Source organism: Rhodanobacter fulvus Jip2, assembly GCF_000264315.1.
Lineage (GTDB): Bacteria > Pseudomonadota > Gammaproteobacteria > Xanthomonadales > Rhodanobacteraceae > Rhodanobacter > Rhodanobacter fulvus.
On record NZ_AJXU01000050.1, the window covers coordinates 1 to 13814 of the forward strand.

Below are 13814 nucleotides of genomic sequence, written 5' to 3' on the forward strand. Positions count from 1 at the left end.
CGAATCCCGAATCCCGATTCCCGATTCCCGATTCCCGATTCCCGATTCCCGATTCCCGGCCGTCCTACGGCATCGCCCCCCGGCTCATCGGCATCGGCGGCGTCGCCACGTTCACCAGTGGCGCCAGCCGTACCAACCGCAACGCGATCAGCAGCCCGGCCAGCACCAGCGCGCCCACGAACAGCGCCACGCCCTGCCAGCCGTGCGAGGCGTAGAACAGCCCGCCGCTGGCGCCCGCCACGCTCGAGCCCATGTAGTAGCAGAACAGATACACGGACGACGCCTGCGCCTTGGCCGCCCCGGCGCGGCGCCCTACCCAGCTGCTGACGATGGAATGGCCACCGAAAAAGCCGAACGTCACCGCCACGATGCCCAGCATGATCAGCGGCAACGGCCGGCACATCGTCAAAGCCACCCCGGCCAGCATCAGCGCGAACGCCGTCCACAGCACCTTGCGCCGCCCCAGCTTGCCGGCGAGGTGACCCATCCACGCCGAGCTGAAGGTGCCCACCAGATAGATGCCGAAGATCAGCCCCACCACCGCCTGGCTGAGGTTGTAGGGCGCGGCCAGCAGGCGATAGCCCAGGTAGTTGTAGACGGTGACGAAGGCGCCCAGCAGCAGGAAACCCTCGACGAACAGCCATGGCAGGCCACGATCATGGAACATGCCGGCGAAGCGGCCGGCCACCAGCCGCCAGCGCAGCGGCTGCGCCACGAAATGCCGCGAAGGCGGCAGCGCGCGCCAGAAGATCGCGCCGGCCAATACGCCGATGACACCAACCACCATGACCCCGGCGCGCCATCCGAAAAAGTCCGCCAGCACGCCGGTGATCAACCGCCCGCCCATGCCACCGACCGCACTGCCGCTGATGTACAGCCCCATGCCCAGGCCGATCGACTCGACGTGCATTTCCTCGCCCAGGTACGTCATCGCCACCGCCGGCAATCCGCTCAGGGTCAAACCGAGCAAGGTGCGCACCACCAGCAGCGCCGTCCAGTTCGGCATCACCGCCGTCACCAGCACCAGCAATGCCGACGACAACAGCGACGCCACCATCACCGATTTGCGCCCCCACGCATCCGACAATGCCCCGGCGAACAACATCGCCACCGCCAGCACGCCGGTGGTCAGCGACAGCGACAGCGCGCTGCCCGCGGCACTCACGCCATAGTCGCGACTGAATTCCGGCATCAGCGGCTGCACGCAATAGAGCAAGCCGAATGTGGCAAAGCCCGCCGCAAACAACGCCAGGTTGGTCTGGCGAAAAGCCGGCGTGCCGTGATGGATAAAGGGTGCGCGCGCCGCGTCATGCATGGTTGGCGGAGCGACGGAAACAGGCGTCGAGGGGGATTCCATCCGGCCAATGATACGACTGCCCCGGTCGACCACGACGCACCCGGGCGCCGCCCTGAGGGCCTCACCCTGTGGGAGCGGCTTCAGCCGCGATGCTCTTTGGCAGGCCCCATCAAAAGCATCGCGACTGAAGTCGCTCCCACACACGACAACAACGGCGAGCTACAGGAGGCGTGCCACGGTACGGTGATAGCGCTCAGCAATGCGCTCCTCGTCCCGATGGCGGAAATCGCGCACCTGCCAGCGGCCGGACGTCATCACGTGACGCACCAGCGGCGTGTTGCCGGCGAACAGGAAACTGTCCAGCACCGATCGCGCGTCGCGGGTCGCCAGCAGGGGCGACGTTTCGTCCAGCACGATCAGATCGGCGCGCGCGCCTTCGCGCAGTTCGCCGACCGCGAATCCGGAGGCCTGCGCGCCGCCGCGCAGTGCGGCGCCCCAGAGACTTTCGCCCACGCTGTCGCCCGGCTGCCGCGCGGCCACATTGCGGTGGCGCGTGGCGAGGCGCTGGCCGTATTCCAGCCAGCGCAACTCCTCCACCGGCGAAATCGAGATGTGCGAATCCGAGCCGATGCCCAGCGCGCCGCCGGCGTCGCGGTAGGCGGCCAGCGGAAAGATACCGTCGCCCAGGTTGGCCTCGGTGGTGGGGCACAAGCCGGCCACGGCGCCGCTGCGGGCGAGCTGCGTCGTCTCGGCACCGGTGAGGTGGGTGGCGTGCACCAGGCACCAGCGCGGATCGACCGCGGCGTGCTCGAAAAGCCATTCCACCGGCCGCGCGCCGCGCAGGGCGAGGCAATCCTGCACTTCGCCGATTTGCTCGGCGATGTGGATGTGGATGGGACCGCTTTTTGCGGCATCGCTGGCCAGTACCTGGCGCATCGCCGCTTCCGGTACCGCGCGCAGCGAATGCAGCGCCATGCCCACCTGCAGATCGTCGCTTTCGTGCTTGTGCAGGGTTTCCAGCAGGCGCAGGTAGCTTTCCACGGTATGGCCGAAACGCCGCTGGCGAGCGCCCAGCGCACGGCCGTCGAAACCGCCGCTCATGTACAGCACCGGCAACAAGGTCAGCGCGATGCCGGCCTCCCTGGCCGCTTCGATCAAGGCCAGCGACATCGCCTCGGGCTGCGCGTACGGCGTGCCATCGGGCTGATGGTGCAGGTAGTGGAACTCGCACACCTGGGTATACCCGGCCTTGAGCATTTCCACGTAGAGCTGCGCGGCGATGGCCTGCACGGCTTCCGGCCCGATCGCGGCGGCGAAGGTGTACATCGTTTCGCGCCAGCTCCAGAAGCTGTCCTCGGCCGGCCCCTTGCGTTCGGCCAGCCCGGCCATCGCGCGCTGGAACGCATGCGAGTGCAGGTTGGGCATGCCGGGCAATACCCATGCGCCCAGCGATTCGCCCGCGGCGTCGGTGGTGGTCACCCGCCCACGGGCATCCACGCCGAACGTGGCCTGCGCCTGCCAGCCGTCGATACGCCACAGGTGGTCGGCGCGGTATGCAGTGGCGTGATCAGGCATGGAAGCGTCTCCCGTGGCGGTGCGCGCAGTGTAGGGAACCTCGGGAAAGGCTGCTTCGGGCTCTTCCTTTCTCCCGGCCTGGAATCGCAAGGCGCTGGAAGGCGAGATGGCTGCAGCGACGTGGACGGCTCTTCACCCTGGCGTGGTAAGGCCTGTGCATAATCGACCCATGCCCAAGAAGCCCAATGAAAACACGCCCAAGCTGGCATTGCGGCAGGCGGTGCCCGCCGATGTGCCGCAACTGGCCGAGCTCACCGCCCGCGTCTATTCCGACGAATGGGGCCATTCGCGCGAGATGCTGCGTTCCCAGCAAACGCACTTTCCCGAAGGCCAGTTCGTGGTCGAGTACGAGGGCAAGGTGGTGGGTTACTGCGCCACCTTCCGCATCGACGAGGCCACCGCGCTGGCGCCGCATACGTGGATGCAGATCACCGGCGGCGGCATGGCCTCGCGGCACAAGCCCGATGGCGACTGGCTGTACGGCATGGAAGTGGTGGTGCACCCGGACTATCGCGGCATGCGCATCGGGCAGCGGCTGTACCACGCGCGCAAGCGGCTGTGCACCGACCTGAAGCTGCGCGGCATCGTGTTCGGCGGACGCATTCCCGGGCTGGCGAAAAACATCAGCCGTTACGGCAGTGCCGGCGCCTATGTGCAGGCGGTGCTGGACGGGCAGCGGCGCGACCCCACGCTCAGTTTCCAGCTGTCCAACGGTTTCGAGATGATCGGCTTGTTGCGCGCCTACGTGCCGTCCGACCATGAATCGCTGGGCTTTGCCGTGCACCTGGTGTGGCGCAACCCGCGATTGATGAACCAGCCGGACGTACCTTCGATCCCCTCGACCCAGCACCTGCCCGATTCCGTGCGGGTGGCGTCGGTGCAATACCTGCAGCGGCGCATTGCCTCGTTCGAGGAATTCGCCACCCAGGTCGAATACTTCACCGACATCGCCGCCGACTACAACGCCGACTTCGTCACCTTCCCCGAGCTGATCACGCTGCAGCTGCTGTCGATCGAGAACACCGAGCTGTCGCCGGTGGAGTCGATCCGCAAGCTGAGCCATTACACGCCGCAGGTGAAGGATCTGTTCAGCCGTCTGGCCGTCCATTACAACATCAACATCATCGCCGGCACGCACCCCACCGAACAGGCCAACGGCGACATCCACAACGTCTGCTACATCTGCCTGCGCGACGGCTCCATCCACGAGCGCGAGAAGCTTCACCCCACGCCAAGCGAACGCAATGTATGGAACATCAGCGGTGGCGAAAGCGCCGCCACCGTGCTGACCGACTGCGGGCCGATCGGGGTGATGATCTGCTACGACAGCGAGTTTCCCGAGGTGGCGCGGCACCTTACCGACCAGGGCGCGTTGATCCTGTTCGTGCCGTTCTGCACCGACGTGCGCGAGGGCTACTTGCGCGTGCGTTACTGCTCGCAGGCGCGTGCCATCGAAAACCAGTGCTACGTGGTGATGTCGGGCAATGTGGGCAACTTGCCCGGCGTCAACAATTTCGACATCCAGTACGGCCAGAGCTGCATCCTCACGCCCAGCGATTTCGGCTTCGCGCGCGATGGCGTGGCGGCCGATTCGACGCCGAACATCGAAACCGTGCTGTTTGCCGACCTGCGCCTGGAAGGGCTGGCCCGCGCGCGCAACGCGGGCGCGGTGACCAATCTCAAGGACCGTCGCTTCGACCTGTACGAGACCCGCTGGCGCACGCTGCCCGGAGCGGGCTGACCGCACAGGCGCGTAGCTGCGCCGGGCTCCACATCGTCGGCCACGCCGGCCTGCGATAATCACGCGATGGATGACTCTTCCGAACCCGTGACCAGATCGTCGAACCCACGCCTGCAGGCGCTGCTTGGCCACGAGTTTTTCGCGCCGCATCAGTGGAAGCGGCGACTGGTGCTGTGGGTCGGTGCGGTGCTGGTGGCGCTGGCGGCCATCCTGTTCGCCAAGGCCAGCGTGTGGTCGTACCACCTGTTCCTGCGCATCCTCGCGTTCGGCGTGTGGATTCCGCTGATCCTCACCCCGCTGGTGTTCGGGCTGCTGGCATGGGTGACCGAAGGGCGCATGCGGGCGACGCGCGGCAGCGGCATTCCGCAGGTCATCGGCACGCTGCACATCGAGGACGAGGGCTTTCGCGCGCGCATGCTGTCGCTGCCGATCGCGGTGGGCAAGATGGTGCTGACGCTGATCTCGCTGGCGGTCGGCGCCTCCATCGGCCGCGAGGGGCCGACCGTGCACGTGGGCGCGGCGCTGTTCTATTCGATCGGCCGCCGCTTCGGCTTCACCGACCCCAAGGCGGCCTCGCGCTTCATCCTGGCCGGTGGCGCGGCGGGCATCGCGGCCGCGTTCAATACACCGCTGGCCGGCGTGGTGTTCGCGATCGAGGAACTGGCCGGCACCTTCGAGCATCGCTTCAGTGGCTTGCTGCTGACCGCCGTGATCATCGGCGGCGTGGTGTCGCTGGGCATCATGGGCAATTACTCGTATTTCGGCGAAGTCGAGGCCAGCCTGCCGCTGGGTCGCGCCTGGCTCGCGGTGCTGCTCACCGGCGTGATCTGCGGCCTGCTTGGCGGCTTGTTCGCGCGCCTGATCCTGCTCAGCCGTCGCGGCCCGCTGGCCCGGATCGGACGCCTGCGTTCGCGCTGGCCGGTGCTGTTCGCGGTGGGTTGCGGCCTGGCGCTGGCGCTGCTGGGGCTGTGTTCGCACAACGCGATCTACGGCACCGGTTACGACCAGGCCCGCGCCATCGTGCAGGACGCCGTCAACACGCCGGGGCAATCCTTCGGCATCGCCAAGTTGCTGGCCAACGTGGTGTCGTACTGGGCCGGCATTCCGGGCGGCATCTTCTCGCCGGCGCTGGCGGTCGGCGCCGGCCTGGGCCAGAACATCACGCAATTCCTGCCGGACGTGCCCGCGGCGGCGGTGGTGCTGCTGGGCATGAGCGCGTACCTGGCCGGCGTCACCGGCGCGCCGCTGACCTCGGCGGTGATTGCCATGGAACTGTGCGACAACCAGGACATGGTGATTCCGATCATGGCCGCCTGCCTGCTGGCGCGCGCGGCGGCGTCGCTGTTCTGCCCCACGCCGGTCTATCGCGATTTCGCCGAGCGCATGGTGCAGGATTACGAACAGCGCCACGCAACGCAGCGCCCTACCGGCGAAAGCGACGACGACGTCGATGACGCCAGCAGCGAATCGCCGCCGCAAGGGCGCACCAGCGCCTTCGAGGAGCCGGCCGCACCCGGCGAAAACGCGGTTCGCCGCCAACCCTGAGCCAGTCACGGGAGTCCGCGCCACCATGAGCGAATCACGCTGGGATCGGTTGCTGTTGAATGCCACGCTGGCCACGTTTGGCGGCGACGCGCCGTACGGTTTGATCGAGCACGGCGCCATCGCGCTGCACCACGGCCGCATCGCGTGGCTGGGCCGCATGGATGCGTTGCCCGATGCGCCCGCCGCTTTGGCGGTGGCCGTGGAATCGCTGGATGGCGCGCTGGTGACGCCGGGCCTGATCGACTGCCATACCCACCTGGTGTTCGGCGGCGACCGCGCCCACGAATTCGACATGCGCCTCAACGGCACCAGCTACGAGGAGATCGCCCGCGCCGGCGGCGGCATCGTCGCCAGCGTCAACGCCACCCGCGCGGCCAGCGAGGAGCAACTGTTCGCCCAATCGCTGCCGCGGGCGCAGGCGCTGCGGGCCGATGGCGTGACCACATTGGAAATCAAGTCCGGTTACGGGCTGGATCTGGACAGCGAGCGCCGCATGCTGCGCGTGGCCCGCCGCATCGGCCGCGAGTTGGGCATCAGCGTGCGCACCAGCTTCCTGGGCCTGCATGCGCTGCCGCCGGAATACCGGGACCGCCGCGATGCCTACGTCAGCCTGGTCTGCGACAGCCTGCTGCCCGCGCTGGCCGCCGAAGGCCTGGTCGATGCGGTGGATGCCTTCTGCGAAGGCATCGGTTTCAGTCGCGAGGAAACCCGTCGCGTGTTCGAGCGCGCGAAGCTGCTGGGGCTGCCGGTGAAGCTGCACGCCGAGCAATTGTCCGACCTCGGCGGCGCGGCGTTGGTGGCCGAATACGGCGGGCTCTCCGCCGACCATCTGGAACACCTCGGCGAGGACGGCATCCGGGCGATGGCCGCCGCCGGCACGGTCGCCGTGCTGCTGCCCGGCGCGTTCTACGCGTTGCGCGAAACGAAGCACCCGCCGATCGACCTGCTGCGCCAGCACGGCGTGCCGATGGCGATCGCCACCGACTGCAACCCCGGCACCTCTCCGCTGCTGTCGCTGCGGCTGGCCGCGGGCATGGCCTGCACCTTGTTCCGGCTGACGCCGCAGGAAGCGCTCCGCGGCGTCACCGTCAATGCGGCGCGCGCGCTGGGCCTGCACGATCGCGACACGCTGGCGCCGGGCCAGCGTGCCGATCTGGTGATATGGAACGTGAAGCAGCCGGCGGCGCTGTGCTACTGGATCGGCGGCGCCCTGGTGCGCGCCGTCCTTGTCGGCGGTGAATCAGTGGCGTGACAAGCGATCCACGCGCGCGGCCAGCGCCTTGAAAAAAGCCGCCGGCAGTTCCGCGCGCACCGGCACCCGCCACCAGTGCGGCTGGGCGAAAGGCCGGCATTTGACCGCATCCTTGTCGGTCATCAACACCGGCAGGCCATCGGCAAAATCCAGTTCCGCCGCCGAGAAGGCATGGTGATCGGCGAACGGGTGCGCAATGACCTCGATACCCGCCGCCCGCAGGCTGTCGAAGAAACGCTCCGGGTGGCCGATCGCCGCCACCGCATGCACCCGTTGGCCGCCGAAGTCGCGCAGCGGTTGCTTGCGCGCATCGGTCAACGCCATCGCCACCTGGCCGCGCAGCCGCATCGGATATTCATCCGCCGCCGGCGTGCCGCCGTTGCACACCCGAAAATTCAATCGCTCCCAGCGCTGCATCGGTTCGCGCAGGGGGCCGGCAGGCAACAGGCGCTCGTTGCCGAAGCGGCGCGTGCCGTCCACCACGCCGATTTCCACGTCGCGCGCCAGGGCGTAATGCTGCAGGCCGTCGTCGGCCACCAGCACATTGCAACCGGCATCGAGCAGCAATTGCGCGGCGGCCGGACGATCGCGCCCCACCGCCACCGGCACGCCGCTGGCGCGGATCAGGCACGGCTCGTCGCCCACCCGCGCCGGATCGGGTTTGTCGTCCAGCAACATCGGTTCGCGCTGGCTGCCGCCGTAGCCGCGGCTCACCACGCCGGGCCGGTAGCCGTGCGTGCGCAGCGCCTCGACCACCGCGATCGTCAGCGGGGTCTTGCCGGTGCCGCCCACGCTGATGTTGCCGATCACGATGACGGGCGCGTCCAGTTGCACGCGACGCAGCCAGCCAAAATGATAGAACGCACGGCGTAGATGGATGACCGCGCTGTAAAGCGCCGCCAGCGGCCGCGTCCACCAGGGGGCGCGGGCATCGCCGTACCAGGCCGCTTCGAGCGTGTCGACCAGCGCCATGACGAAGCCTCAGTCGCTGCCCTGGGCGGCGGTCTGTTCGCTGAACTGCATCCGGTGCAGCGCCGCGTAGTGGCCGCCCAGCGCGATCAATTCGGGATGCGTGCCGCGCTCCACGATGCGGCCCTGATCCATCACCGCGATCTGGTCGGCATCTTCCACCGTGGACAGGCGGTGGGCGATCACCAGCGTGGTGCGGTCGCGCATCAGCCGCTGCAGCGCCTGCTGGATCAGCCGCTCCGATTCGGTATCCAGCGCGCTGGTCGCTTCGTCCAGCACCAGGATCGGTGCGTTTTTCAGGATCGCCCGCGCGATGGCGATGCGCTGGCGCTGGCCGCCGGAAAGCATGTTGCCGCTCTGACCGATGCGGGTATGGATGCCCTCGGGCATGCGTGCGATGAATTCCATCGCATTGGCCGCCTCGGCCGCGGCGATGATTTCCGCCTCGCTGGCGTCGGCCAGTTCGCCATAGGCGATGTTGTTGGCCACCGTATCGTCGAACAGCACCACCGCCTGCCCCACCCACGCAATCTGCCGACGCAGCGAGGCCAGCGTGTAATCGCGGTAGTCCTCGCCATCGAGCACGATGCGTCCGGCGCTGGGCTCATAAAAGCGTGGCAGCATGCCCACCAGGCTGCTCTTGCCGCTGCCCGAGCGCCCCACCAGCGCCGTCACGCTGCCCGGCGCGCAATGGAGATCCACGCCGCGCAGCGCCTCGAATCCATTGCGCGGATAGACCAGCCGCACCGCCTCGAAACGCAGGTCGCCCTGCGTACGCGACAGCTCGCGAACGCCCTGGTCCACTTCCGGCGGCAGGTCGATCACCTGGAAGATGTCCTCGGCCGCCGACAGGCCGCGCTGGATGTTCGCCTGCACGCTGGTCAGTCGCTTCAGCGACGGAAGCATCGTGCCCATCGCGGTGAGCACGCTGAAGAACACGCCCGGCGACATGACATCGAGCACCTGCGGCCGCGTGCCCAGGTAGACCAGCGCCGCCAGCGCCATCGCCGCGATCAGTTGCACGGTCGAACTGGACGCCGCATTGGTGGCGGCGATCTTCAGGTTGAGCTGGCGGGTGTGGCGGGTGATGTCGCCGAAACGCTGCGCCTCATGCTGCTGGCCGCCGTAGATCCGCACCTCGCGATGCGCGCCCACCGACTCCTCCACCGTGCCCGTGACCGAGCCCATGGTGCCCTGGATACGGCGGCTGATCTGGCGATAGCGGCGGCTCACCACGGTGGCCACCAGCGCGATCGCCGGCACCATCACCAGCAGCGAAAGCGTGAGGTAGGGGCTGTAATAAAGCATCACCCCCAACATCGCGATCACGGTGAAACCGTCGGTGATGGCGATCTTCGCCGCGCTGCTGGAAGCGGCGGCCACCTGCTCGCTGGTGTAGGTGACGCGTGACACCTGCTGCCCCGACGGCTCGCTGCCGAAGTACGGCGCCGGCAGCCTGAGATAGGCATCGAACACGTCGTGCTGCATCGCCTGCACCACATGCCGGCCGATGTAGGACACGCCGTAATCGCTGACGAAGGTGCCGAACGAGCGCACCAGGAAGATCCCGATGATCCAGATCGGCATCCAGAAGATCAGGTACGGATCCTTGCGCGTGAACAGGGTATCGATCATCGGCTGCAGCAAGCCGGTGAACAGCGCCAATCCGCCACCGTCGACCAGCATGCCGACCACCGCCACCAACCCGATCGGCCAGTACCGCCGCGTGTAACCGAGCAGCCGACGATAGACGCCCCAGCCGTCGACTACCGGTGCCATGGCCGGGCGATGCTTCACTCCTTCGCGCCCGCCGCCGTGAGCGTGGTGGCGATCGACAGGCGGCTGAAGCCGAGCTGGCCCAGTGCGTCCATCGCCGTCACCACATCCTGGTGCGGCGTGTTGGCGTCGGCGCGGATCGTCACCGGACGCTCGCGGTCATTGCCCGCATGGCTGGCGATGGCCTGCTTGAGCGGGTCGATGCCTTCGCCCATGACCTCGTCGCTGCCCACGTAGAAGCGGCCATCGCGATCGATCATCACGGTCAGCGTGGGCGCGTTCATGTCGCGATCGGAGGTGCTGGCGTTGGGCAGGGTCACCTGCAAGCGCGAGTGCTGGATGAAGGTGCTGGTGAGCACGAAGAACATCAGCAGGGTGAGCAACACGTCGATCAACGGGATCACGTTGATCTCGAAATCGTCCTGCCGACGGTCGTTGCCGATACGCATCGTGGCGACCTCAGCCCGGGCCCGTGGCCGAGGGAGCCGGTGCGCGGCGCGGACGCGGGGTGGCCGCGGGCGCGGTCAGGGTCAGGTCGTCCAGCAGTGCGGTGGCCTGCTTTTCCATGTCCACGCAATAACCGGCCACGCGCGAACGGAAATAGCGGTGCAGCACGTACGCGGGGATCGCCACGGTAAGCCCCGACGCGGTGCAGATCAGCGCCTCGCCGATGCCGCCGGCCATTTTTGCCGGATCGCCGATGCCGCCGCCCATCACCTCCATGAACATGCGGATCAGGCCGACCACGGTGCCGAACAGGCCCAGCAGCGGGCCGATCAGCGCGATCGTGCCCAGCGTGTTGAGGTAGCGCTCCATCCGGTGCACCACGTGGCGGCCGGTGTCCTCGATGCGCTCCTTGATCAACTCGCGCGGACGGTTGCGCACCGCCAGCGCCGCGGCCAGCAGTTCGCCCAGCGGCGAGCTGTTGGCCAGCGTCTGCAGATGGTTGGGATCCAGTTGTCCCGCGCGCGCCCACTGGCGTACTTCCTCGCCCAGCCCGGGCGGCAGCACGGCCTTGCGACGCAGCGTCAGGCAGCGCTCCAGCACGATCGCCAGTGCCACCGCGGAACAGATCAGGATGGGCACCATCGCCCAGCCACCAGCCATCAGGATTTCCAGCACGTTGCGCCCCCATCGGACGGCCTGTCGAGAGCGCGCATGATAGCAGTCCCGCTTCACCCGACTGCGGCACAGGTGGCAGTAAGTGGCTCACTCGCGCCAGTAGCGGCGCCGGCGCAAACGCCAGCCCGGTTCGCGCCGCGCGGGCGCATCCACCGGAAATTCCAGCGGAATGGCGCCCTGGACCGCGGTGTTGAACAGCGGCACACGGGCCATCGCATAGCGCGCCACCACCTCGGGCTTCGGATGCCCGAAACGGTTGCGCCAGCCGGCCGAAACCACCGCCAGGGGTGGATGGATCGCGGCGATGAACGCCGCGCTGGACGAAGTCTTGCTGCCGTGATGCGGCACCACCAGCAACGGCGCCGGGCCGGGCCCGACCGCCGCGGCCACCTGCGGCTCCACCCGCGAACTGATGTCGCCGGCCAGCAGCAGACGGCCGCGCGGACCTTCCACCAGCAGCACGCAGGAACTGTCGTTGTCGCGGTCACCCTGGCCGGGTGCCGGATTCAGCACGCGGAAATCCACACCATCCCAGCGCCAGGACTGTCCGCTGACGCATTGCTGCATGGGGATGCGCATCCGAGACGGTTCGCCGGCGTAGCGCGTTGCCTGCGGAAATGCCATGGCGACCGTCTCGGCGCCGCCCGCGTGATCGTTGTCGCCGTGGCTGATCATCAACATGTCGAGCTGGCCGATGCCCAGCGCATGCATCGCCGGCAGCACCACCGCCTCGCCCAGATCGAAACCCGAGGGATAGCGCGCGCCCGCGTCGTACACCAGCACATGGTGTTGCGTGCGCAGCAACACCGACAAGCCCTGCCCCACGTCCAGCACCCACACCCGGAACGTGCCCGCCGGTGGCGGCGTCAGCGCGGGATACAGCAGCGGCAGGAACAGCAGCGCACCCAGCCAGCGCAGCGGCACACCGCGCGGCATGAACAGCCACAGCGCACCAACCAGCGCCATCAACAACGCCAGCGGTTGCACCGACGGCAGATACCACTGCGCGCCGGGCCAGGCGGCCGTCTGCTCCAGCAGCCACCATTGCGCATGGGCCAGCTTCGCGGCCACCCACAACACCGGAGCGGCCGCGGGCGGACACAACCCCAACAGCAAGGTGCCGCCCAGTGCACAGGGCACGATCGCGAAACTGACCAGCGGCACCGCGATCAGGTTGGACAACGCGCCCACCAGCGAGGCCTGCCCGAAAAACCACAAGCTCAACGGCAACAGCCCCACCGTCATCACCATCTGCCCGGCCGACAGCTCATGCAGAAACGCGCGCAGGCCGCGACCACGCGCCTGCAGGCACAGCATCAGGAACGCCACGCCCACGAAGGACAGCCAGAACCCCGCCGCCAGCACGGCCAACGGATCGACCAGCAGGATCGCCAGCATGGCCAGCCCCAGCGATTGCGCGCCGGTACTGCCGCGTCGCCCGCAGCGCGCCAGCGTAACCACCGCGATCATCAGCAAGGTGCGTACGGTGGGCAGGCCGAAACCCGCCAGCGCGCTGTAGATCGTGGCCGCCAGCAAGGCGGCAGTGGCTTGCGCCTGCGGCCGCGGCAAGCGGTGGCCCAGCCGCGGAAGCAGGCCATACAGCAACGTCGCCAGGCCCAGCCCGAACACCGCCGCCACACCCACATGGAAACCGGAAATCGCGATCAGGTGCGATACGCCATTGGCGCGCGCCACTGCCCAGTCCTGCTGCTGCAGGCCGCGCGTGTCGCCCACGGCAAACGCGCGCAACAGCGCCGCATCATGCGGGTCGCGTACCCGCGCCGCGATGCCGCGGGCGATCGCATCGCGCACACCATCGACGCACCAGGAGGGCTTGCCGAGCTGCGCGTTGTCGACATCATCGCGCACATAACCGTGCGCCACGATGCCCCGCTGCAGCGCGGTGCGCTCGCTGTCCGCGCTGCCCGGATCGAGCAGTCCGCGCGGCCGTTTCAGGCGCAACTGCAGGCGCCAGCGACTGCAGGGATGGAGCGTTGGCGGATCGTCGTACCAGCTCACAGCAACGCGGCCGCGCCAGGGGATGAGCCGGCCATCCAGCGTGGCGCGATCCACCCGCAACTCGAAGCTGCTGGCGTAACCGCGCTTCAACGGCAGATCCACGATGGTGCCGGTCACGATCAGGTCGCGGCCTTCCAGCGAACGCGGCAAGCGCGCATCCATGGCCATGCCGCCCCGATACATCGCCCACGCCACGCCGATCAGGATGTACCCGACCCAGCGTCCGCGTGGGCATCGCCACGCCAGCAACAAGGCGAGAGCCAACAACAGCAGCGTGCACCAACGTGGCGGCAACGACGGCAACCACTGCACCGCCAGCACCCCCGCCAGCAAGGCGAGCCCCATGCTTGCCGCGGGCATTGCCGCGATTCGTGCCACGCTGCGCTCCATGCGGTCGGATCATCGAGCGTAGCGCGACGTTGACCTTGCAGCGGACGAAAGACGTGTAGGTCTTCGCCTCGCGTGTAGGAGCGCACCCTGTGCGCGATGGCTTTTACGGGATTAGGGATTAGGGATTA

10 protein-coding genes are annotated in these 13814 nt (G+C 68.0%); 3 read left to right on the top strand and 7 right to left on the bottom strand.

Translation table 11 applies throughout. The features are described from left to right. Positions 1 to 64 precede the first annotated feature (64 nt). Positions 65 to 1315: an MFS transporter gene (locus UU9_RS12010; protein WP_007082020.1), complete on the bottom strand. Its 1251-nt coding sequence runs from the start codon at positions 1313 to 1315 to the stop codon at positions 65 to 67. A gap of 201 nt (positions 1316 to 1516) precedes the next feature. Continuing rightward, positions 1517 to 2872 carry a formimidoylglutamate deiminase gene (locus UU9_RS12015; protein WP_007082021.1) on the bottom strand — a complete coding sequence of 452 codons (1356 nt, stop codon included), beginning with the start codon at positions 2870 to 2872 and terminating at the stop codon, positions 1517 to 1519. A 169-nt stretch (positions 2873 to 3041) separates the two neighbouring features. On the opposite strand from UU9_RS12015, the gene UU9_RS12020 reads away from it, so the two are divergent. From UU9_RS12020 to hutI, 3 genes are all read left to right on the top strand, one after another. Further along, positions 3042 to 4613 (top strand): bifunctional GNAT family N-acetyltransferase/carbon-nitrogen hydrolase family protein, encoded by a 1572-nt coding sequence (locus UU9_RS12020; RefSeq protein WP_007082022.1) that lies wholly within the window; start codon positions 3042 to 3044, stop codon positions 4611 to 4613. A 66-nt stretch (positions 4614 to 4679) separates the two neighbouring features. Then, entirely contained in the window at positions 4680 to 6158 is a 1479-nt protein-coding gene (locus tag UU9_RS12025; RefSeq protein ID WP_007082023.1) for a chloride channel protein, read from the top strand. A gap of 25 nt (positions 6159 to 6183) precedes the next feature. Next, a complete protein-coding gene (hutI, locus tag UU9_RS12030) occupies positions 6184 to 7410 on the top strand; it encodes an imidazolonepropionase (protein WP_007082024.1) in 1227 nt (408 codons plus the stop codon). On the opposite strand, the gene lpxK is transcribed toward hutI, so the two are convergent. The 5 genes from lpxK to UU9_RS12055 all read right to left on the bottom strand — a co-directional run bounded on the left by lpxK (position 7399) and on the right by UU9_RS12055 (position 13656). Beyond that, complete coding sequence (gene lpxK / locus UU9_RS12035; RefSeq protein WP_007082025.1) at positions 7399 to 8382, bottom strand: tetraacyldisaccharide 4'-kinase; 984 nt, start codon at positions 8380 to 8382, stop codon at positions 7399 to 7401. The two genes, hutI and lpxK, sit on opposite strands and share 12 nt — an antisense overlap. A 9-nt stretch (positions 8383 to 8391) precedes the next feature. Continuing rightward, positions 8392 to 10158, bottom strand: coding sequence for a lipid A export permease/ATP-binding protein MsbA (msbA, locus tag UU9_RS12040; RefSeq protein WP_007082026.1), 1767 nt, complete (start codon positions 10156 to 10158; stop codon positions 8392 to 8394). Between the two features lie 14 nt (positions 10159 to 10172). Beyond that, positions 10173 to 10604 (bottom strand): ExbD/TolR family protein, encoded by a 432-nt coding sequence (locus tag UU9_RS12045; protein ID WP_007082027.1) that lies wholly within the window; start codon positions 10602 to 10604, stop codon positions 10173 to 10175. A gap of 10 nt (positions 10605 to 10614) precedes the next feature. Beyond that, a complete protein-coding gene (locus tag UU9_RS12050) occupies positions 10615 to 11262 on the bottom strand; it encodes a MotA/TolQ/ExbB proton channel family protein (protein ID WP_007082028.1) in 648 nt (215 codons plus the stop codon). A gap of 102 nt (positions 11263 to 11364) precedes the next feature. Next, positions 11365 to 13656 carry a DNA internalization-related competence protein ComEC/Rec2 gene (locus tag UU9_RS12055; protein ID WP_007082029.1) on the bottom strand — a complete coding sequence of 764 codons (2292 nt, stop codon included), beginning with the start codon at positions 13654 to 13656 and terminating at the stop codon, positions 11365 to 11367. Between the last annotated feature and the right edge of the window lie 158 nt (positions 13657 to 13814).